Raw genomic sequence first — 21,277 nt, 5'->3', positions numbered from 1 at the left:
AAAAAATATTTGAAGGAGCTCTCATGAAGAGAATAATTTTGTTTTGTTGTTTAGCGCTTTTGCTTTGCTCTTGCGCAGGTATTAATGTTAAGAAACCCGATATTGGAAATGTAAAGAAGATTGCTATTCTTGCTGTTACTGGTAACGAGGAATTTATTGACATTGAAGAGTTTAAAGAAAAAAAGGAAACGTTGATGTCATTTGTCGGTGGCATTATCAAGGATAATGTTGAATACTTTACCGAAGAACAGGTGACCATCGTAACTCATGGTGCAAATGAATTGCATAAGGCATTAAGTAGCATCGATGGATGGACAGTCGTTCCTTTTGAAGAAACACTCAATAGCGAAGATGTGAAAGCTTTCTTTGCAAGCGATGCAATTCAAAAGACTGCTGAGGCTATTGAAAATGCCGAAAACCATCTTCACATGGACAAGATCCATAATGCCAAAAAACCGCGTTATGTTACCCCGACTGGCATGATGCCGCTTCCTTACAACTACATTGTTCCATCTGGTCATTACTATGTGAATAACACGAAGGTGGAAGATTTCATTCTAAAGCCGGTTGGCGAACTTTGTGAAAAGCTGGATGTCGATGCTATCGCTATTGCGGATTTTCAGTTTGCCTACGAAAAAGGGATGATGACCAAATTGATGAATCGCGTGACTCCGATTGTCCGTGTGGATGTGGCCTTGGTTGACAAGTCCGGTAATATGATCCTTTATTCTGATCGCGGATGGGATCAGTTTGAAGGTGATGACTATGCCCGCTATAGCAATGGTGGCGTTGACATGAAGGCCAGTGGTACCGTGGATGTGTATAGGGCTGCAGTCAACAAGGCTGTGGAAGGTTTTAAGAAAAAAGCCGCCGCAAAGATTGGTAAGTAGTTCTTTTACTTCTTAAGGAAAAATGTCCCGCACTTTGTGCGGGACTTTTTCTTTTTATGGGAAAATTACTTAAGGAAAATTTGCAAGGGCTTTTGACGAGGTCGCCTGGGTTGTAGATTTCGTCGGGGTCGGTCATGACGCGGAGCTTAAGGCTTTCTGCGTTGCCTACACCGGGAAGTTCTGCAATCAGTTCACCGAATGCACAAGTTACCTTGTCATCGGAAGCACGCTTGCATTCCAGAATATTGCACTCGCCCATGAAGGTGGCCACAAAGCGATTCACCGGATGTTCGTAAACATCTTCGGGAGAACCATCCTGCACAATCTGGCCCTTGTACATCACCAGCACGCGGTCGCTTACGGCGATGGCTTCGTCCTGGTCGTGAGTCACCATGATAAATGTGGTGTCCGTCTTCTTCTGGACTTCCTTCAGTTCCACCTGGAGTTTCTTGCGAAGGTTTGCGTCCAATGCGGAAAGAGGCTCGTCCAGCAAAAGAATGTCGGGCTCGTTCACCAAGGCGCGGGCATTTCGTTTTTCAGGTCGGTGATGTTCACCATTTCCATCATGGCGTTTACGCGCTTCTCGATTTCGTCCTAAGGAACCTTATGACTCTTGAGGCCGAAAGCGATGTTGTTAAAAACGTTCAGATGGGGAACAGGGCGTAACTCTGGAACACCGTATTGATGGGGCGGTGTGCCGGAGACTTGCTGGAAATGACTTCACCACTGAGAATCACTTCGCCTGCGTCGGCCTTTTCGAAGCCTGCGACAATGCGAAGGAGCGTGGTCTTTCCGCAACCGGAAGGACCACGCAAAGTCACGAACTGGCCGTCCTTGATGAATACGTCAATTCCCTCGAGCACTGCCTTTTAGCCGAAGCTCTTGGAAACGTTCTTGACCTGAAGATCGAAAAATTTCATAGAGGTATGAGGTACGAGGGCACTCGCGAAGCTCGCCTTGAGGTCTGAGCATGTCGCTACGCGACTTATAATGAAACGCCTTTGGCGTCATTAATAAAACTCATACCTCGAAGGCCGTAGGCCGACCTCGAACCTCGAAGCCTTGCTTTGCAAGGCGACCTGCTAACTATGCAGGTACTCGATGATGGCGTCGTGGATGGTGGTGAACACGCTGCGCAGTTCTGCTTCGTCTTCTTCAAGCAGCGTCACGCGGAAGCCCTTGAGGTCTGTGCAGAAACTGGTGCTGGGCACCACGCAGATACCCTTTGCTCCCAACAGATAGTACACGAAGCGGTAGTCCAGATTTTCGGTCTTGGAGCACCATTCTTCAACCTTGGCCTTGATCTGCGGATTGTCGATCTTCAGGCTCTGGTGGTTGTTCAGAACACCTTCACGGAAGATGATGGTGTTGTAGAATGCACCGTAAGTGGGGTTGAAATACAGTTCCGGAATGTCGGAAAGAATTTCGTTAATAATAGCGCTACGACGGCCAATCTTTTCGTTCAGAGCCTGGCGGTGTTCCATGAAGCGAGGATCGCCCAGCACGCGAGGAATGGTCATCTGGGGAAGGGTGGTGGAGCAGACTTCAACCATCTTGGCGTTGTCAAGAGCGCGGCAGAAGGCGTCGAACTGTTCGTCCTTGTCGCGGTTGTAGTATTCAGCCCAGCCGCAACGTGCGCCCGGCCACGGATATTCCTTGGAGATACCCTTGAGAGCGATAGCCGGAACGTCGCCGATGTATTCGGCCAGAGCGTAAGCCTTTGCTCCATTGTAGGTAATCTTGTTGTAGATTTCGTCGCAGATGATGAACAGGTTGTAACGCTTTGCGATATCAACGATCTTCTGGAGAATTTCAAGAGGATAGACCATGCCAGTGGGATTGTCCGGATTCAGAATCAGGATGCCAGCGATGGAGGGGTTGTACTTCACCTTGTTTTCAAGTTCTTCCAGGTCCGGATACCAGTGGTTTTCCGGCTTCATGCTGTAGGTGATAGGAGCAGAGTGTGCATGTGCTGCTTCTGCAGAGCTGTGGGTGCTGTATGCAGGAGACGGTCCAATGATACGGGTGGTCATGGACAGGAGGCTGTACAATGTGGCGATTGCATCACCGAGGCCGTTGAAGAACAGGATGTCGTCAACGGTAATCTGGGCGCCGCCCAGTTTGTTGGTTTCCTTCACGATGAATTCGCGGGTTTCCAGCATACCCTTGGACGGGCAGTAACCATAGGAACGGTTTTCCTTGGAAAGGTCCACAACGATGTCCTTGATCCATTCAGGGACTTCACACTTCTTTTCGATGGGGTCGCCAATATTTTCCCAATGAATCTTGGACATACCCAGCGTTTTCAGGAGGTTCGCCTTCTTAACGATCTCACGAATTTCGTAAGACAGTTCCTTGGCACCTTCGGTAAGCAAACGCTTTCTCATTTTATACTCCTGTATCGTATTGAAAATTCAAATAATTTACCGCTTAATAATAGATAAAAAATGATTTTGAATTTTCCTTGTTTGTTGTTTTTGGTTTAAAATTGGCTAAAATAAAAAGGGCTGTCCTTGCGGGACTGCCCTTTGAATTCCTTTTTGTCTGATTCGCTTGTTGGTTGCGTATAGACCCTTTACAATTCTTGAACAGTCGCGTATGATTCAACACAGGCTCGTGCTTCCGCCGCGCCTGCCGCAATTGCTGCTGCGATGATGTTCTGTTCAAAGATCTTGTTCATGTCCTAAAATATACTTCTGGATTTTATGTAAGTCAAGGCATAAAAAGTCTTTTTTTGGGGAAAATTGGACTCCAAATTAAGATTTTTCCCGATTTGGAGCCTGTGTTTTTTAGTTTGTATGAGATGTTTTTGAGAGGACGCTCATTGAAATGGACTCCAAAATGGGAGTTGTTGTGAATATGGAGTCCATTGGATTCAGTTAAAGTGAATTTTATTGTTAGTTTGTGCGTAATATTGGACTCCAAATCTGCAAAATGCGGGCGTGTGGAGCCCAAAAAATGAAAAAAGGTCTGTTTTAGGGAAACTCTCTAACGCAATGTCGCCTGTTTTCTATTTTTCTGCTCATGTCAACAGAAACCATATATGACCCAATCCGCAAGAAGGATGTTCCCGCAACGCCCGAAGAACACGTGCGCCAGGCGACTATCCGTTATTTGCTGGACCAGGTGAAAGTTCCGGAACATTTGATTGCGGTAGAGTTTTCGTTGAATGTCGTTGATCCGAAGACGGACGACCGTGTGGACATTATGGTCCATAACTTCCGTGACGGTGCTACGATAGACAAACCTTGGCTTCTGGTGGAGTGCAAGGCTCCCGGGGAATACAACTGGCCTGCTTTACAGCAGCAGTTAAACAAGTACCTGCAGATTTTGACTCCCAATTATGTGATGCTATCCCTTGGGGATGGGGTCCGTTATTTTAAGCTAGACGGAACAACAAAACGTTTCGAAAAAATTGAGACTATGCCAATATTCCAATAAGTGGCTGTTCTTGATTTTGATGTCACTGCACCACGGAGGTGACTTCTCCGTCGCGAAGGCGAGTGGTCATCTTGTCGCCAGCTTTTAACTGACTTGCGTTACGTATAAACTTACCTGCGGCGTCCAGAGTGAGGGAATATCCCTTGGCTAAGGTGGTTGCCGGGTCTGCCGCTTTTACACGTACTTCGGATAGAGTAAATTTGGATTTGGCGAGGTCAAGAATTTTGCGGGATCCTTGTTTTAAACCTTCGGTGTTTCGGTCCAGTCGGGCACTCTCGTCTCGAATGATGTAATTCAGGTCTCGTTTTAAATTGCTTCCGCAAACGGCTAACTTTGTTTTTTCGTTCTGAATTTTAGCTGTTACTTTTTGCTGTAGGCGGGCACCTGCATTGGCCAAGGTCTGGTTTTCCCGAAGGATTGCGTCCTTGGCGCCGATGGCTACATTTTGGGCGGCTACAAGCATTTTGTTCCAGCCATCATTGACTCGGTCAATAATGCGCTTGGCGGTATCTGTAGGCGTGATGCAACTTTGGTAGGCCACCTCGTCCAGCAAACTTTTATCAATTTCGTGGCCGATGCCGGTGAAAACGGGAATGTGATAGTTGGCTACAGCACGGCAGAGGGCTTCGCTATCGAAGTAATTCAGGTCTGTTTTAGAACCTCCTCCACGGACGATGCAAACTACATCGAGAGAAGGCTCGCGGGCAAGTTTTTCAAGCGCAGCCAATACCGACTTTTCTGTTTCTTCTCCCTGCATCTTGGCGTAAACGGTCATGACCTTAAATGCGAAAGGGGAGTCTGATAGCTTTGATGTAAAATCCTTAAAGGCGGCTGTCTTTTCGCCGGTAATTAAACCGATGCGCATGGGCATTTCGGCAAGATCCAGACTCTTGTTTTTTTCTAGCAAGCCTTCTACGGCCAGACGTTTTAGAATGGCACTCTTTGTAAGGGCCAGTTCTCCAACGGTGTATACCGGGTCAATGTCCAGAATCTGGGCTTGTAATCTCCCGGTGGGAATATAAAGGTCTGCTTTAATCTGTAAGCTTACCTTTAATTCTTCCCGTAATTCGAAGGGTTGTTCAAAACTCTGGATCTTGGCGAGGATGTAGGCAAAACGGCTGGCAAAACAAGTCAAGTCCAGGGCGGCAACGGGCTTGACACTTCCTTCCACAAAGTCGGCGATACTGATGTAGACAATGTTGGGTTTTACCGTCATTCGGGTAATAACCCCGCGAACCCATACAGAAGGGGTTTCTTCAACCCTCTTTTTTAGGGATGTCAGGTACTGGGTAACGGTAAAGGACTTGATTTCTTGCGCCATGGGGCAGAATATAATTATTTATGCAGACCAAAATTTTATTTTTATAGAACTATGGCAAAAGTTGTATCTGCAATGGAAGCACGTCAAAATTTTGGCAACCTGTTGAACCAGGTTGCCATTAAGGACGAAGAGATTGTTATTGAACGTGCCGGTAAGCCCTTGGCTCGCCTGGTGAGTGTCGCTGCACCCGCAGCCGGCAAGCTGGACTTTCGCGATATCGGAAAACTTCCCAATCAGATTTGGGAAGAATAATCCTTTTTAGTCTGCGGCCTTGATGATCGAAATCTTCAGGGTGTCGCGCATAGAGGGGTCAGCCTTGCTCTGGGCAATAATCTCGGCTGTTTCTCCAATACCGCTTTCCTGGATCATCAGGTAATCAGAAGAAATTTCCTGTTCATCATCATCATCGCTACAACGGTACAAGTTGTCGCGGTTGATGTAGTTCAGGGATTCGCAGGGAACGAACCAGCTCACATCGGAACCAATTTCCTTCCACTGGGAGGAACTCTTTGCTTCGAAGTTGAAGTTGTTAATGTCCTTGAAGCGGAGGACGGAACCGGCAGACTTCTTAATGAGAGTCATTGGTTCATCCTTTTCGAGGTCGTAGAAGTTCATGCTCTTCAGAAGGCCGGGCTGCTGAACCATCACGAAAAGCTGCAGCACGTATTTCAGGGAATCCGATACACCGGAAAGGGCGTAGGAATTCAGACGCAGGTAGTGCAGGTAGTAGGGTCCCTTTGCAGGAACCTTCAGTTCCCCACCATAGGTGCAGCTGATGGAGGCGACCACTTTCTTGTCCTTGTTCAGGATTTCGCAGGTGGAGGGGCTGTTGAAATTGTCTTCACTGTAGTTTGCTATCCAGTGCTTTACCATCAGGGAATCGCCCTTCTCGTAATTACCAATCCAAACGAACTGTTCCTGACGCAGGTTGTAACGGTAGATTTCTGCTTCGGGGAGATCCTTGGGACGGTCCGTCTGGAAGGTTTCGCCAGGATACTTGATGGAATCCGGGTTGGCGAAGTATTCGCCCTTTTCGAGTTCGCGGGAACGGGTGGTTGTGGTAAAGAATGCGAAAGGACCGCTCCACACGCTGGAGAAAGTTTCCGGAGTAATCTTCAGAGACCAGCTTGTGGTGTCGTTGGGAATCATCATGGTGTCGATTTCGGATACGGCTTCGCTCAGCAGGGAATCGTTTTCGAAAAGTTCGCACTTGTTCAGGTTGGTTCCTTCGGTGGTCAGGTTCAGGCTGTGGCCTTCGCTGGCGGAGAAATCAATCGTGATGTTTTCGGGAGCGTCATCACCCATAAGGATGATGCCACGCAAGGTGTCGCTCATTTCCATGGAAACGGAATCGTTTTCGCCGGTGTATTTGTAATAGGATGTGTCAATCTGAACAAAAAGACGTGCCGTAGATTCGTTCGTGAATTCACCCTCGATTTCCAGGTAGTAGTGGTTGGGGGTGAATACGACAAACTGGTTGGAGTCCCTATAGGTGGAGTCCGGCTTTGTTCCCAGACTGGGTACCATGTAGTTGTCATAAATGGAATCACGATGGGCATCGTTACGAGGAATTGCCGTAAGAGCCTTCAGTGCTTCGCCGTATTCGCTTCTAATGCGGATTTTTTCGCTGGCAATGTTTGCCACGGAAGCCTTGACTCTGATGCGGCTGCCTCGGGTGAGTTCACCGATGTACAGAGGAACTTTTGTGGCGAGACTGTCGATGTAGATTTCGCTACTGTCTTTTGCATCGGCTGTATCCTTGATCAGTTCGATGTTCAAGTCCATCTTCTTGTTCAAAACGATAGTGTCACCGTAGTCGATGTCGGCTCGGGTGCTGATGGATGAACTGGAAGGTACATAACCGAATTCTTCCGGTTCTGAATTGGAACTGGAATCGTCTCCGCATGCGAAAAGGAGACAAGTGGTGCCGGCAATGGCGGCTAACTTAAGTCCTAGAGTAAAGATGTTCTTGATGCTCATAATTGTTCCCTAGTTCAAGATATAGAATTTCTGTTCGGCAGAGAATGCTTCGCCAACCACCTTAAGAACGTACTTGCCGGTGGGGAAGGCCTTTGCCTTGAATTTGATCGTGGTCTTCTTTTCGCCGTCCAGTTCGCGGGCGGCAACGGTAAGCATACGTTTGCCGAATTCGTTCAAGATTTCAATTTGAACAAACTGCGGGTAACCGACGGTCAAGTCAAAGCTGCATTCGAGAGTATAAATATCTACAACGACCTTGGTCAAGGTATAACCACCATCCATGGCGTCACCACCTACGGACTTGGTGTTGTCGAAGTAGCCGACCATCAGGGACGGAGCAAAGTTTTTGCCTGCGTTATGAGACGGAAGAACGACGTCGTTGGTGTCGACTGCGGTTAGGATCAAGGTGTACAGGTTGGAAGGATGCTTGCGCTTGAAGAATTCTGTAAGTGTAGGTGTACGGAGGAATGCACCAAGAGGAGCCTTGGGATTCAAGGTGATAATGCCAAGGAAGTCTGCATACTTGGTGTCGACACCGCCACCAGAATTCTTGCGGATGTTGAATTGACCACCGGGCTGGGGAAGGTTGGCGGGAGCGTTTTCCCAGGTAAGTTCGTAGTCGGGCCAGTCAACGCCTAGCTTCTGGTCGCCGAACTTCATGTCCTTTCCAGTTTCCTTGAGACCAAAGATGTTCAGTTGCATGGGCTTCTTGATGGAGTCCACGGTTGCTGGATCGAATTCCAACTTAAGGGCTGCGTCAAACAGAGGACCGGGCAATGCGGAAAGGTCGAACTTGAGGTAAATCTTTCCCACGGAACCGGCGGTGTTTGAAACTCGCAGTTCAGGGTCTGTGTTGTGGGGGCTATAGTTGTCGAATTCAGAAATCCAGGTGGCTGCTCCGCGACCGCTGGGGATGTTGTCTCCATCGTTGTCGAGAGTGGTGTAGCGCTTGTCGAACACGTAAACCTTTGCGGTATCGTATCCAATCTGGTAACCGTCATCGCCAGAGAAAATCACATTGTAACGTCCACTTGCCGTAAAGGAAATGTCGGTTTCGTATGCGGAACTGTCAGAGAAAATAATCTTACCCGGACCGGCGCCTTTTTTCCAGTGGACCGGCACTTCGCAAAGACCGTCGCCACGGCCGTCATCGATAATCGTGCCGGTAACGCGGATGCGGTTCGGCTGAACAATCAGCAATTCGTCGGGGATCTTGGCGATGGGTTTTTCGTTGGAACCCTGCTTAGGAGCATAGCCCACAAACACGGGCAACAATGCACCGCCGCTTTCGGTTCGGGAAAGTTCTGTGCCCAGGAGGGACTTGATTGCAGATCCCTGTCGAGATTCCTCGATAACCTTGTGGAAGGGGTTGCCTCGAGTCAATGTTTCACGGAGGCCAACAATAGAAAGGCCTGCGTTGTCATTGATGAACATGGGGCGGTCCTTGGCCTTGTCGCTATCCACCACCTGCACGCCGATTAGTTCTGCGGAACCCTTGTTGAAGTTCTGAAGGATGGTGTTACCCTTCTTGGCAGTAAGACCTAAAATCCAGATTGTACCGCCATTGTTGGTAATCTTGGGACCCTTGGTGTCGCCCATCATGGTAACCTGACGGCCCCACAACTTCTGGTTGTGGTTCAGCTGGATTGTTCCAACAGCCACGTCTTCCAGGAAGAAGTCGCCTCGGCCGTGTTCATCGGTTTCCAGGGAACGGAGCATGGTGTTCTTGATCAAAATGCTTCGGGTGGACTTCTGGATGATGCCGCTACCGAATTCAGAGAATCGTTCGATGGTCAACTCATTGAAGGCTCCGTTTTCTACGATGAACTTGCCCTTGCCGTCGATTCGACCTTCGATACCGATAATTCTGCGGATTCGGTTACGAATATAAATGTCACGGTTGATGGTCCAGCGGCCTCCCGGGGGAAAGTACAGAGTTTCTGCACCGTCATCAATGGCTTCCTGAATGGCCTTGGAGTCATCGGAACCGGTATTGGAGCGTCCACCGTAGTCGCCTGCGATGGTAATCCAGTTATCGGCCTTCTGTTCTGCGTAGTTGGGGGTTTCTGCCACGGCAACACGCATAGTCTGCTTGGGACTATGGCAGAGCTGGCGGCTTTCCTGAGTGGTAAATTCAATGATTTCGCTGTTAGACAGGGCGTCCATGACGCCTTTTTTCTTGGAGGTCAGCATGGTCTTGAAACGGCTGACCTTCATGGATCTTGCGAACAGTTCGCTTTCGTTCTTGATTGCGGTTGTGGGCTTGCCCTTCTTCTGTTCGTTGTCAAACTCCAGGGTTCCGTCTACAAGGCTCATGATGGCATAAGGGCCGTGGTTGTAGACTGCAGGAACATATCCCTTGAAACGTAGGGCTCTAATTGCCAGGTTCATGTCTTCATTTTCCAGACCGTACTTGGTCTGTCCGCCCAGGGTGACGTGTTCCATGGTGACCGTTCCCTGTTCGCCCTTGGCGTAAACGCCGACCTGGAAACCGCGGATTTCCACGTTCTTCAGGAGCAGGGGACCAACGCCTTCGCTAAAGCCCAGGTCAATACCATACACACCGGTAGAGTCGCCGGAGTAAATCTTTACATTGTTGATGGCGCCCTGGTTGGAGGCGTTGAACTGGATACCGATGGCGCCGGGGTTGCCCTTGCCGGTACGGATGGTCATATCGCGGATGGCGTTACGGATTCTGGGTTCGGGACCCATACCCGTGTTAATGGCTGCCTTGGGGAAGTCCGGATTGTCAAAGCCGTAGGTACTATCAGCTAACTGGAGAATGGTTCCGCCGATGCTCTGACCTTGAAGAATGGTTCGTCTGCTGGAATTTTCTGCCTTTTCTGTGGTGGGCCAAACCAGCTGGTCGGTAATTTTATAGATGCCATGGGGGAGATAGATGATGTAGTCTCCATCCGGATGGTCGTTCAATGCCTTCTGAATGGCTTCGGTGTCGTCGGTCTTGCCGTCTGCCTTGGCGTGATACGGATCCTTGGTGACGTTGATGACCTTGGAACCCAGGGGAAATTCCACCTGGGCAAAAATATTGCTTGCAAATAGGGCGGAAACCGCCAGAATAAACCTAAAACCTCTACACATACTTAAAACCTCGTATGTTATACAATATAACTAGAAATTTACATAAGTAAAAAAAACACCTATTTAAGGAAGGCTCAAAATGGAGCATTTCTTACCAAAAACATACAATGTTTAGGCTTTACCGGCATTTTTCGTAGACGAATGGGTTGTGGTCGCCCTGGACTTTGAAGATTCGACGGTCTCTTTCGCATTCTTTTTCTGTGACTGGGTACATTTTGTCCCAGGCTTCAAAAAGTTTGCGGTCTTGTTTAGACAAATTAATCCCATAAGTCTTTTCCATGTAGAAACTGACTCGTGCAATAATGCCTCTCGCTTCTTCTCTAGGCTGGGCTTTTTTCTCCTTGAAGTCGACGATGGTCTTGCACTTGCCGTACATGGGTTCGGGATTGTTGGTCCACTGGCTGTACATGAAGTTGTTGCGGTCCCCATTCACTTCGCCGATGGCCGGGTAGAGGTTATGAAGGTCCCCTTCCATGATCTTGAATGTGGAATCATTGGCGCTGCAGTTCTTGCGGCCCCCATCTTTCCAGCAGGGGAGAAAGTGGCCCATGTTATGGGCGGTCACGATGTGTTCCCATTCGATGGAGTGGGCGCGTTTCAGGCTTTTGCGGTTGGGGTTGTGGCGGGGCTCGAAATCGCAGGAGGAAAAGTCTACGGTTTTCTTGTCTAGGTATCGACAGCCGCAGTACAGGGTTTCCTGCAGTTCCCCATAATAGATGCGGCGCATCTGCTTGCCTGCTTCGCGATAATTATAATGCCTGGGTTTGGCCTCCGGATCGACCTTGGCCTGGGCAATTATGGCTAGACCGCAAATTACGGCCAGCAGTATAAACGTAAAAAAATGGCGTGCTCCCGCTTTTTTTCTGGACATATAAAGAATACTCGATATAAAAAATGGATGTGCTATAAAGGTACATTAATTTTTAAATTTGGCGCATGCAAAACGCAGGTATGGAATACTTGAATTCCCGACTGATGTTCGGGATGATGCCGGGGCTCGAATCGACTCGTAGACTTTGCGAGGCCTTAAGCAACCCTCAGGAAAAGTTTAAGACCATCCATGTGGTGGGTACTAACGGCAAGGGCTCTACCAGTTTCTATCTGGCGGGAATCCTTCAGGCCCATGGCTATAGAACGGGCTTGTATACCAGCCCTCATTTGGTGAGTTTGCAGGAGCGTATTCGCATAAACGATTTGCCCATTGGTGCCGAAGATCTGGATCGCCTGCTTCTGAAGGTAAAGTCTGCTGCAGAGTCCATTAACGCCGGTGCCGCGGAAGTGGTAATCGAACCCACCTTCTTTGAAGTGCTTACGCTTGTGGCATTCCTCTATTATGCGGAACAGAAAATAGATGTGGTTGTTCTGGAAGCGGGTATGGGCGGTCGACTGGATAGCACTGCCGTTGCCGAGGGCGATATTGCCGTGGTGACCAGCATCGGTCTAGAACATACGGAGGTTCTCGGGACAACGGAATCGGCAATCTTGAAAGAAAAGATGGCTGTGCTGGGGGAGGGCGACCTTCCCGGAAAGACATTTGTAGTTGGAGGCTTGTCGCAGGAACTTTTGGCAGAGGCTCGTCTATTTGCCGAAAATCGTGGTGCCACTTTAGCCGTGCCTGAAATCCGTGGAGACATTGTGCTTCCGAATCTTGGACGTCATTATGTGGAAAATGCCAGCCTGTCGATGATGGCGGCGAAGATGTTCTGCAATTCAATGGCTGGACGCATGGCTTTTGATGATGCTCTGGCGGTACGAACCTTGGCGACCCGCAGCTGGGCTGGTCGTATGCAGACCCTGTCTGACTCAAATGGTCAGGTGCGTTTCATCTTGGATGGAGCTCACAATTCCCATGCCGTTAAACGCCTGGTGGAAACGCTGTCGCAGTATTATCCGGGGCAGAAGTTCCATTGTGTTTTTGGAGCCCTGAAAGACAAGGATGTTGGTGAAATGCTGAAGCTGATGGCACCCCATGTAAGTCATTGGCATATTACCAAGACACCTTATCCTAGGTTTAGAGAACTGGATGACCTGCGTGAACTTCTTGCCGGGCTCGGTTTGAATGTGGCCAGTGAGGGCTTACTTTCTCGTGAGTTCCTGGATCAGGTGAGCGCTGCTGCTTCTGCTGATGATGCGGCTCCCGTGCTGATTACGGGGAGTCTCTACATGATTGGCGAATGTGTGCAGGCACTAAAGAATGACTGTGATGGCCTGGCGTTCTTCCGCGGTCTTGAACCTACGACCAACGAGCATCGTTAATTCTTTTATTATTTAGGTAAGCCTATGAAAAAAGCCTTGCAGATAAACTGCAAGGCTTTTGAATTTAGACTTTTAAACCTAAAGGATTAGTCCAGTTCTGCGTAGGACTTTTCTGCCAGGGCGCGAACCTTCTGCACAGTGGCTTCATCCAGCTTGTCGTTACGTTCCTTCATGGAAGCAATCAGTTCGTCAACCAGGTTTACGTCCAGGACCATCACGCCATAGACGTTGAACTTACCGTCTTCGGAAACTTCAACCTTCACATCGGTAAAGGTAGCGCCGTTCAGGTGGGTGTCGATCTTGGTCTTGGAAGTGGTCTGGAAGTGTTCCACCAGGGCTTCCTTTCCTTCGACGTCAACTTGTTCCTTGAAGTTCTTGGTGATTGCCTTGACCTGAATGTCCACAGCGCGAGCCAGGTCAACGCGGGCATTCTGGTCTGCCTTTTCGTATGCAACCTGTTCGTCAGAGGAAACGCCCTTACCGAGGCCAGCAACCTTGTGTTCAGACTTGATGTACTTGGTCTTGAGGTTCTGCATTTCGGTCATGGCGCTTGCTGCTTTCTGCTGGGGAGTGCTGGAACAACCAATCAAAAGAGCTGCAACAGACAATGCGGCGACAAAAAACTTTTTCATTTTAATAATCTCCTTGCAAAAACGTGGTTTTTGACTGCGATGTCAAACTTTGTAACAAAAATATGATAATTAAGTTATTCGGTCAAGATATGGCAAAAAAAAACTGCAAAGATGTGGTTCTGCACGTTCTTTTTGGGCTTTTTTGACGTATTTAGGCCTTTTAAGTGGGTTATTTACTTTTACAGTAATCCATTCAAAAACTTCGGTCCGTTGTAGGGCAGGCTTTTTTCCTTCGTGTACGCAGTAGTGGGCTACCGGGATCGTTTTTTTCGCAGAAGCCCATAAGCAGAACATCAAATTCCTGCTCGGTGCGTTTTGTTTTGCTTGTGTTGCAATTGGTTTCGCTTTGACTTCCGCGGAAACGCTGCCCGTAAAATTGGGAAGAATTTTTTGGGCGTTCTCTAAAGAATAGATTCCATTTTCTTTGGGGGGCAGGGAATGTTAAGGATTTTTCGCAAGTTAAACTGTCTTTAAAGCATTTGAAACCGGCAGGGTGATGTGTGACTGTGTCCTCCACCTGTTCTGGGATGGAAGTCTCAATAACAATGTAGGCTTCGGCTTTGTATCGGTAGCAGTTGATGTCTTTTTCGAGGGGGGGGAGCATTTAACATCGCCAATGCAAAAAAGATTGCATAGAAACTGTAGAAAGGGTTGCTTATCTTCATTAATGTATATAAGTAAAGTAATGCTGATTTGTAAAAAAATAAGAGCCATTTCCCTAAGGAAATGACTCTTGAATTTTTATGGACGCACGGGAGCACCGCGCTGCGCTCGGCTTACTTGTTGTTCAGCTTGATCAAGTTCAGGGCGGAGCCTGCCTTGAACCATGCCCACTGCTGTTCGTTGTAGGTGTGGTTCAGCTGGATCTTTTCTTCAGAGCCATCCTTGTGGTGGATTGCGAGGGTCAGAGGCTTGCCCGGAGCAAATTCGGTAAGACCGATAATGTCGAACACGTCCTGTTCCTGAATCTTGTCGTAGTCGGCAGGATTTGCGAAGGTGAGGGCCAGCATGCCCTGCTTCTTCAGGTTGGTTTCGTGAATACGGGCGAAGCTCTTCACGATCACGGCCTTGACGCCCAGGAAGCGGGGTTCCATAGCGGCGTGTTCGCGGCTGGAGCCTTCACCGTAGTTTTCGTCACCGATAACGATGGAGCCGATGCCCTTATTCTTGTAAACCTTGGCAAGTTCCGGAACTTCCTTGTATTCGCCGCACTGGCAGAGAACCTTGTTGGTTTCGCCATTGAAAGCGTTCACAGCGCCGATGAGCATGTTGTTGGAAATGTTTTCCAGGTGACCGCGGTAGTTGAGCCACGGACCAGCCATGGAAATGTGGTCGGTGGTGCACTTGCCCTTGGCCTTGATCAGGATCGGAGCACCCATGATGTCCTTGCCATCCCATGCTGCAAACGGAGCCAGAGCCTGGAGGCGCTTACTTTCCGGATTGATGGTCACGGTGATGGAGGAACCATCTTCTGCCGGAGCCTGGAAGCCTGCGTCCTTCACTTCGAAGCCGTTGACCGGGAGTTCGCACTTTTCAGGAGGATCCAGCTTAACAGCCTTGCCTTCCATGTTGGTGAGAGTGTCGGTCATGGGGTTGAAGCGGATGTCGCCAGAGAGGGCGGCGATCACAGCCATCAGCGGGGAAGCCACGAATGCATGAGTATTCGGGTTGCCATCGGCGCGCTTTGCAAAGTTACGGTTGAAGGAGTGAACGATGGTGTTCAGTTCCTTCTTGTCGGCACCTGCACGGTCCCAACGGCCAATGCAAGGACCGCAAGCGTTGGTCATGATCACAGCGCCGAACTGCTTGAAGATGTCGATGAGGCCATCGCGTTCAGCGGTGTAGCGAACCTGTTCGGAACCCGGGTTGATGATCAGCGGGCACTTGGGGCCGAGACCTTTGGCGAGAGCCTGCTTGATCATGCTTGCAGCCATGAAGAGGTCTTCGTAGCTGGAGTTGGTGCAGGAACCGATGAGAGCTGCGGAAACCACCGGGGTAGATTCCGGCTTGGCTTCAGTAGCCTTGATGGATTCAGCCATGTCGGTAACGGCAAATGCGCGGTCCGGGCTGAAGGGGCCATTGTAATGGGGAACGAGAGTGGAAAGATCGATTTCCACAACGCGGTCAAAGTACTTTTCCGGTTCTGCTTCAACTTCCGGGTCAGCCTGGAGGTAAGAAGCGATCTTGTCGGCGGCTTCGGCAACTTCTGCACGGCCGGTGACCTTGAGGTAACGGCTCATGGAATCATCGTAGCTGAAGGTGGAGCAGGTAGCGCCCACTTCTGCACCCATGTTGGCGATGGTTGCCTTGCCGGTAGCGGAGAGGCTGCGAGCGCCTTCGCCGAAGTATTCGATAATAGCGTTGGTGCCACCCTTAACAGTAAGGATGCCAGCGAGCTTCAGGATGATGTCCTTAGCGGTGGCGAAGCCCTGGAGCTTACCGGTGAGCTTCACACCGATCATCTTCGGGTACTTCAATTCCCAGGGGAGGCCAACCATGGCATCCACAGCGTCAGCACCGCCAACACCGATAGCCAGCATGCCGAGGCCACCTGCGTTCACAGTGTGGGAGTCGGTACCGATCATCATGCCACCGGGGAATGCGTAGTTTTCGAGAACCACCTGGTGAATGATGCCTGCGCCCGGGAGCCAGCAGTCGATGCCATACTTTGCGGAAACGGACTGGAGGAAGTCATACACTTCCTTGCTGTCCTGCTTTGCCTTGGGAAGGTCGACTTCTACACCTTCCTTGGCGATGATCAAGTGGTCGCAATGTACAGAACTTGGAACAGCGACCTTGGATTTTCCAGCAGTTGTAAACTGGAGGAGTGCCATCTGGGCGGTTGCGTCCTGCATGGCAACGCGGTCCGGGTTAAATTCGGCAAAATCAGTACCACGAACATACTGCTTGGATTCTGCACCGTCGATCAAATGGGTGTAGAGAATCTTTTCTGCAAGGGTGAGGGGGCGGCCAAGGAGCTTGCGGGCGCCGTCAACGCGGGCTGGCATCTTGGCATAGACCTTCTGGATCATGTCGAAATTGAAAAGCATAGTGTCTCCTGAAGCTATCAGCTACGAGTCTTGAGTTGTGAGCTAAATAGTCGCACCGAGGGCGCCTAACTTAAACTCATCACTCACTACTCATAACTCACTGCTATGGTGGTTTTGTGTTTAGATTTTTCGGCTAAAAATCTAGAAAAATCTTGCAAAATTTATGCCAAGCCTGCTCACGAAACTTTAGTCCAGGATGTATTCATCAAACGTGATGGCTCCACTCAACAAATCGATGCAGTCCTGTTCCATCATTTCAACGATGGTTGAGGGAGAAAGCAGGTCCGGAGTCATTTCTGGATCGGTTATGTAAATTGTATAGTCTTCGCATTGAGCGTTGAATTCTTCCTGGACTTTCTGGCAGATTTTTGTAAATGTTTCTGCGTCAATGCCGGTATAGGTGTCGGTTATGGATGCTCCATTACTGTTTATCGTCATATATGAAGTTTCCGACCGGCCGTCTGCAGTGACAATTTGCATAGTATAGGGGTCGCTGGGCGATATTTGACAGGAAATGGAATTTTCCTGAGTCGTTGAATTTCCACCATTCGGTGATGTTTCTGGCAGAGGATCGTTTGTTACTGGCACGTCATTTGTGACAGTATCGCTTGTGCTGGAACCTGCCAAGAACTCTTGCTCCCCCGCTTTGCAAAGGCTAATCTGGACTTGAATAATTTGATTCATATCCATGGATGTATTTGCACTGGAGTAGATCTGGACATGGTTGTCTTCGCAATCAATATTTGCCTTTCCAGATTTAATCATGGCTTCATACATGGTCTTGGCTTGTTCGCACAGTGATTTCATAGTTGGCGAAGATGCTAATGAAGACTCTGTATAAGAGGTGGTTTCAAGATAGCCTGGGGTGTAGGTGGAGTGGCCGGTTGAGGTTGTTGTTTCTCTGGGTTGGCTAGTCCTTGAAACAACTGTAAAAGTATTTTCTGTAGCGTAGATGGAACAGCTGTAACTTTTATCGCCCTTCTGATTGGAACTTGTGTACACTTCCCTGCCTGTGCTGGCAGGATCCTTGAACCAGTTTTCCTCGGTAACAGAAGAAGCTGTTGCGTTGGAAGAATTTTCTGATGTGCAGGCGCATAGAATTGCTCCCAAGGACAGTGCACCAAGGAAAAAAGGACGCTTATTCATTTTCATAGAACCCCCATTGTTTTTTCGAAAAAATTTAGTATGAAATATCTTTTTATATGTTGGAACAACGGCTGATTGCGTTTTGAATTACGTAATCAAAAATATCTTTAAAAGGTCCATTGACTGCTCCGCTATTGTTTAGCTTTACGTAGTTCCTGGTGCATTCAATGTCTGCATCTTGGTTATCCTTTTTGACGGATAAACAAAGTGCCTCCATGACGTCTTCTGAGGATGGATCCGCTTCAACGTAAACAGTGGTACTGGCTGTTGGGTACTTTATTATCGTTTGGACAGTCGTTGTTACATGAAAACCCGAAGAATTTGTTGTTGAAACTTCGTATACAGCATTTTCGCTTGCGTAAATGCTGCATTCAATGCCGTTAAGTCGGTCTCCGTTCTTGTTTGAATAAACCTCTTCGCCTGCATTTGCTGGATTGGATACCCAACTTTCGGTAGACGGTCCGCTTGAATTATCTGAACAGGCACAGATTAAGGAAATAATGAATATTCCTAAACAAGAAAAATTTGCTTTGAAAATCACAGTCGTATCCTCCATACGTACGGGAAATATAATATTTTATTAGTGTACGGAGAAAATTTTCAAAACGTCTAGACTCCAGATTTTACGCGGTCTAGACTTTTATTTTGCCGTTGCAAGCCCCCTCCCTAGAAATTTGGGTGCTACGATGTGCAAGGTGGATGCTGCAGCATGCGTTCCCAGTACCGTTCAAGGCTGCGCTGCACAAGGGTCAGGAGAAGGTTCGCGATGATGACTGTATGGACCTTTATACCGCCTTTCTTCTTTCCAATTTTCGGGTCCCTGCCGACACCCCTGAAAACCAGGTTGGAGAACAGCGTCACCGTTGTGGAATCGATGATTTTGAGCCGTCCCAGCCATCCGGGCAGCCCGTTGAGGCGGGTTCTTCGTCTGAGGAGCCTGCCATTTTTATTTTTGGCTATATTTTTTACCGGACACTAATAACAATAATTAAGCTAGATTGGTATGATAAAGGATGAAGGATTTTGCAAATGAACTGTTTGTTTAAAAGTAAACGTACCTTGAGTGCTGCCCTTTGTGGACTGGCTTTTTTGACCGGCTGCTCGGACGTCAATCTCGATGCCAATGAAAATGTGATTGTCGAAGAGCTTTCTTCATCTTCGCATAAACAAAATACTGGTTCTTCCGGGCAAATTGAAGCTGAATCTTCTTCCGAATTAAATGAGGCGGAATCGTCTTCCTCAGAAAAAAGTAAGATCGAATCTTCTACCGATTCAATTCCGGAGACGATTGGAACGTCATCATCATCTGAAATTTCTTTACAGGATTATAGTTCTAGTTCAAATGACGTAGTTTCCTCTTCGTCTGGGGAACTTGTTGCGGAAAAACTTTATGATATGGAAGTCCGTTCCTATCAATATGAATTTGGTGGTCTTGATTTTCTTCAGTTAAGAATTGTAAATAATGAAGAATTTATATTGGATAGTGTTGAGTTGAGATTGTATGCAAAAGCAAAACCTGAAGAGATTAAAGTTGTAGCGGGTGTTGACGATAAAATTGGTTCATGCCCTTTGCTTGTAGATGCTGATATTTGCCAAGCCTATGATGAAAACGGATTTAATCAACCTTGCTTAGGAAAGAATGGCGAATATGCAGATGCTTCTATGAGAGGTGCGATGCGTGAAGTTGTTCCTCTTCCTTTAACGAATTCTTATGATCCTGTAACAGGAGAGTCCGTTTGGGTCATAACAGTACCTTTAGCTTCTGCGGTGATAAATTCGAAATCTTCGATGAGACTTGATGTTGGTTTTTCTTATGGTATTTATGCGAATGATTGGTGTGAAACGTTAAGACAACCTGCAAAGAAACGTTTCTTGATTCCCAATGAAAAGGACTGGTCGTGGATGCCCCATTCTGCTGATGTAGATGGAATTGATTATGTGGGAATGCCGCAAGAAGATAAGGATTATGGAGACGTTGCTGATGTTCCTATAAATCCGTATGTTGCAGTGTATCGCAACAATGTAAGAATTTGGGGTAATCCACCGAAACTTTAAAAAATGAAAATCCGATTTCGCGACGAACGAAACCGGATTTTTTAATGGATTGGTTTTGCGAGATTATTCGCCGAGACAAGCGTCCATGGCGGCGATGACCTTCTTCTTTTCCATGTGCTGGCCGATGAAGACCAGGCGGACAATGCGGTCGCCGTACTTTTCGTCCCAGACCTTCAACAGGTCCGGATTTTCCTTGAGGATTCGTTTCTGTTCGGCTTCGGGTTCAGAGGCGAACCAGGGGCCGAAATTCTGGGCAGAGGCTTGCTTGCCGGCTTGTTCAAACAGGTAGCTGGTATCCCTTTCGTCTTCGAACCACAGGAGACCCTTGGTGCGGATGATGCTGTTGGGATAGTTATCCAGGAACACTTCGAAACGTTCGCGGATCAGCGGACGACGGCGTTCATACACGAAGGTAGAAATGCCGTATTCATCGCCATGGGGATGATCCTTGTCGTGGTGATGGCCGCAGTGGCAAACACCATGTTCGTGGTCGCAGTGGCTGTGGTCTTCGTCATGGTCATGATGATGTTCATGTTCGTCATCATCGTCATCATCATGGTGGTGATGGCAGACGCCATGTTCATGGTCGCAGTCGCTATGGTCTTCGTCGTGGTCGTGATGGTGATGATCGTCGTGATCGTCATCGTCTTCGTCGATGTCTTCTTCGTCTACGGACTTACCCAGTTCCTTAGCCCAGGCAGCAGAATTTGCCACCTTTTCGAAGTCAAACTGCTTGGTGTCCAGAATGTCAGACATTTCAACCTTACCGAAGTTGGTCTCGATCATCTTGGCTTCGGGCTGGAGGGCGCGAACCACAGCCTTCACCTTTTCGAGATCGTTCTTGGAAAGCTGATCCACCTTGTTCATGATGATGGTATTGCAGAATTCGATCTGCTGGATCAGAAGGTTTGCGATGTCGGTTTCTTCAAGATCCTTCTGAAGGAGCTTCTGGCCACCGCCAAATTCGTCGGCCAGACGGCAGACGTCAACCACGGAAACCACGTTGTCCAGGTGGCAGGGGAGAGGTTCGCCCTTGGTGCTCTGGAGCTGCATGCCGGCCATGCAGATGGTCTGTGCGATAGGTACCGGTTCGCAAATACCGCTTGCTTCAATAAGAATGTAGTCGAACTTGCCGGTTTCGAGAATTTCGGCAATCTGTTCCAGCATGTCCTGCTTCAGGGAACAGCAGATGCAACCATTGGAAAGGGGAACCACGGTGCCGTCGTCGGCCTTAGTGATGTTTCCGCCCTTTTCAATCAGGGTCTGGTCGATATTCACTTCACCAATGTCGTTAACGATAACGGCGACGTGATAGCCTTGCTGGTTGTTAAGAACGTAATTGAGAAGAGTAGTTTTTCCGGCTCCTAAGTAACCGGTGAGCACTGTAATAGGTACTGACTTTTTCAT

At 48.4% G+C, this 21,277-nt stretch carries 17 protein-coding genes and 1 pseudogene; 5 read left to right on the top strand and 13 right to left on the bottom strand.

Translation table 11 applies throughout. The features are described from left to right. Positions 1-23 precede the first annotated feature (23 nt). Positions 24-890, top strand: coding sequence for a hypothetical protein (locus BUB73_RS06165; RefSeq protein ID WP_139259129.1), 867 nt, complete (start codon positions 24-26; stop codon positions 888-890). On the opposite strand, the gene BUB73_RS06160 is transcribed toward BUB73_RS06165, so the two are convergent. The 3 genes from BUB73_RS06160 to BUB73_RS06150 form a co-directional block, all read right to left on the bottom strand. Then, positions 856-1,407, bottom strand: a complete 552-nt coding sequence (locus BUB73_RS06160) for an ATP-binding cassette domain-containing protein (RefSeq protein ID WP_073284445.1) — start codon at positions 1,405-1,407, stop codon at positions 856-858. The genes BUB73_RS06165 and BUB73_RS06160 overlap by 35 nt on opposite strands. Before the next feature lie 127 nt (positions 1,408-1,534). Beyond that, on the bottom strand, positions 1,535-1,753 hold the full coding sequence (locus BUB73_RS06155) for an ATP-binding cassette domain-containing protein (protein ID WP_073284443.1): 219 nt from the start codon (positions 1,751-1,753) through the stop codon (positions 1,535-1,537). A gap of 219 nt (positions 1,754-1,972) precedes the next feature. Next, the gene (locus BUB73_RS06150; protein WP_073284441.1) at positions 1,973-3,277 is read right to left on the bottom strand and encodes a pyridoxal phosphate-dependent aminotransferase; all 1,305 of its coding nucleotides are present in this window, start codon (positions 3,275-3,277) and stop codon (positions 1,973-1,975) included. A 637-nt stretch (positions 3,278-3,914) separates the two neighbouring features. Between BUB73_RS06150 and BUB73_RS06145 the strand changes: the two genes are divergently transcribed. Then, entirely contained in the window at positions 3,915-4,331 is a 417-nt protein-coding gene (locus tag BUB73_RS06145) for a type I restriction enzyme HsdR N-terminal domain-containing protein (protein WP_073284438.1), read from the top strand. A gap of 22 nt (positions 4,332-4,353) precedes the next feature. On the opposite strand, the gene xseA is transcribed toward BUB73_RS06145, so the two are convergent. Then, positions 4,354-5,652 carry an exodeoxyribonuclease VII large subunit gene (gene xseA, locus BUB73_RS06140; RefSeq protein ID WP_073158337.1) on the bottom strand — a complete coding sequence of 433 codons (1,299 nt, stop codon included), beginning with the start codon at positions 5,650-5,652 and terminating at the stop codon, positions 4,354-4,356. Between the two features lie 51 nt (positions 5,653-5,703). On the opposite strand from xseA, the gene BUB73_RS06135 reads away from it, so the two are divergent. Further along, positions 5,704-5,904, top strand: a complete 201-nt coding sequence (locus BUB73_RS06135) for a type II toxin-antitoxin system Phd/YefM family antitoxin (RefSeq protein ID WP_073158340.1) — start codon at positions 5,704-5,706, stop codon at positions 5,902-5,904. A 6-nt stretch (positions 5,905-5,910) separates the two neighbouring features. Here BUB73_RS06135 and BUB73_RS06130 read toward each other — a convergent pair whose 3' ends face one another. The 3 genes from BUB73_RS06130 to BUB73_RS06120 form a co-directional block, all read right to left on the bottom strand. Continuing rightward, positions 5,911-7,632, bottom strand: coding sequence for a hypothetical protein (locus BUB73_RS06130; RefSeq protein WP_073284436.1), 1,722 nt, complete (start codon positions 7,630-7,632; stop codon positions 5,911-5,913). Positions 7,633-7,641: 9 nt separating this feature from the next. Next, the gene (locus BUB73_RS06125; RefSeq protein ID WP_073284433.1) at positions 7,642-10,731 is read right to left on the bottom strand and encodes a glycosyl hydrolase family 28-related protein; all 3,090 of its coding nucleotides are present in this window, start codon (positions 10,729-10,731) and stop codon (positions 7,642-7,644) included. A 118-nt stretch (positions 10,732-10,849) separates the two neighbouring features. After that, positions 10,850-11,602 (bottom strand): endonuclease, encoded by a 753-nt coding sequence (locus BUB73_RS06120; protein WP_073158348.1) that lies wholly within the window; start codon positions 11,600-11,602, stop codon positions 10,850-10,852. Between the two features lie 65 nt (positions 11,603-11,667). Between BUB73_RS06120 and BUB73_RS06115 the strand changes: the two genes are divergently transcribed. Next, positions 11,668-12,987 (top strand): bifunctional folylpolyglutamate synthase/dihydrofolate synthase, encoded by a 1,320-nt coding sequence (locus BUB73_RS06115; protein WP_073284430.1) that lies wholly within the window; start codon positions 11,668-11,670, stop codon positions 12,985-12,987. Positions 12,988-13,073: 86 nt separating this feature from the next. Here BUB73_RS06115 and BUB73_RS06110 read toward each other — a convergent pair whose 3' ends face one another. From BUB73_RS06110 to BUB73_RS17955, 5 genes and pseudogenes are all read right to left on the bottom strand, one after another. Next, positions 13,074-13,619, bottom strand: coding sequence for an LPP20 family lipoprotein (locus BUB73_RS06110; RefSeq protein ID WP_073284427.1), 546 nt, complete (start codon positions 13,617-13,619; stop codon positions 13,074-13,076). A gap of 776 nt (positions 13,620-14,395) precedes the next feature. Beyond that, positions 14,396-16,669, bottom strand: coding sequence for an aconitate hydratase (locus tag BUB73_RS06105; protein ID WP_073284424.1), 2,274 nt, complete (start codon positions 16,667-16,669; stop codon positions 14,396-14,398). Positions 16,670-16,855: 186 nt separating this feature from the next. After that, entirely contained in the window at positions 16,856-17,821 is a 966-nt protein-coding gene (locus BUB73_RS06100) for a hypothetical protein (protein ID WP_073158362.1), read from the bottom strand. A 46-nt stretch (positions 17,822-17,867) separates the two neighbouring features. Next, on the bottom strand, positions 17,868-18,356 hold the full coding sequence (locus BUB73_RS16870; protein WP_139258279.1) for a hypothetical protein: 489 nt from the start codon (positions 18,354-18,356) through the stop codon (positions 17,868-17,870). 218 nt (positions 18,357-18,574) lie between these two features. Further along, positions 18,575-18,712, bottom strand: a pseudogene (locus BUB73_RS17955) (transposase); the annotation flags it as partial. A 132-nt stretch (positions 18,713-18,844) separates the two neighbouring features. Here BUB73_RS17955 and BUB73_RS06085 point away from each other — a divergent pair. Further along, complete coding sequence (locus BUB73_RS06085; protein WP_073284421.1) at positions 18,845-19,870, top strand: hypothetical protein; 1,026 nt, start codon at positions 18,845-18,847, stop codon at positions 19,868-19,870. Positions 19,871-19,933: 63 nt separating this feature from the next. Here BUB73_RS06085 and BUB73_RS06080 read toward each other — a convergent pair whose 3' ends face one another. Continuing rightward, positions 19,934-21,277, bottom strand: coding sequence for a CobW family GTP-binding protein (locus BUB73_RS06080; RefSeq protein ID WP_073284418.1), 1,344 nt, complete (start codon positions 21,275-21,277; stop codon positions 19,934-19,936).

This window comes from Fibrobacter sp. UWH6, assembly GCF_900142465.1.
GTDB lineage: Bacteria > Fibrobacterota > Fibrobacteria > Fibrobacterales > Fibrobacteraceae > Fibrobacter.
This window is presented reverse-complemented; position numbering and strand designations above follow the sequence as displayed.

Bases quoted from the DNA above. Each gene is read 5' to 3' on its own strand.
- BUB73_RS06165 (WP_139259129.1), top strand. From the start codon at position 24: ATGAAGAGAATAATTTTGTTTTGTTGTTTAGCGCTTTTGCTTTGCTCT.
- BUB73_RS06085 (WP_073284421.1), top strand. From the start codon at position 18,845: ATGAACTGTTTGTTTAAAAGTAAACGTACCTTGAGTGCTGCCCTTTGT.
- BUB73_RS06135 (WP_073158340.1), top strand. From the start codon at position 5,704: ATGGCAAAAGTTGTATCTGCAATGGAAGCACGTCAAAATTTTGGCAAC.
- BUB73_RS06115 (WP_073284430.1), top strand. From the start codon at position 11,668: ATGCAAAACGCAGGTATGGAATACTTGAATTCCCGACTGATGTTCGGG.
- xseA (WP_073158337.1), bottom strand. From the start codon at position 5,652: ATGGCGCAAGAAATCAAGTCCTTTACCGTTACCCAGTACCTGACATCC.
- BUB73_RS06080 (WP_073284418.1), bottom strand. From the start codon at position 21,277: ATGAAAAAGTCAGTACCTATTACAGTGCTCACCGGTTACTTAGGAGCC.
- BUB73_RS06110 (WP_073284427.1), bottom strand. From the start codon at position 13,619: ATGAAAAAGTTTTTTGTCGCCGCATTGTCTGTTGCAGCTCTTTTGATT.
- BUB73_RS06120 (WP_073158348.1), bottom strand. From the start codon at position 11,602: ATGTCCAGAAAAAAAGCGGGAGCACGCCATTTTTTTACGTTTATACTG.
- BUB73_RS06125 (WP_073284433.1), bottom strand. From the start codon at position 10,731: ATGTGTAGAGGTTTTAGGTTTATTCTGGCGGTTTCCGCCCTATTTGCA.
- BUB73_RS06145 (WP_073284438.1), top strand. From the start codon at position 3,915: ATGTCAACAGAAACCATATATGACCCAATCCGCAAGAAGGATGTTCCC.
- BUB73_RS06105 (WP_073284424.1), bottom strand. From the start codon at position 16,669: ATGCTTTTCAATTTCGACATGATCCAGAAGGTCTATGCCAAGATGCCA.
- BUB73_RS06130 (WP_073284436.1), bottom strand. From the start codon at position 7,632: ATGAGCATCAAGAACATCTTTACTCTAGGACTTAAGTTAGCCGCCATT.
- BUB73_RS06100 (WP_073158362.1), bottom strand. From the start codon at position 17,821: ATGAAAATGAATAAGCGTCCTTTTTTCCTTGGTGCACTGTCCTTGGGA.
- BUB73_RS06150 (WP_073284441.1), bottom strand. From the start codon at position 3,277: ATGAGAAAGCGTTTGCTTACCGAAGGTGCCAAGGAACTGTCTTACGAA.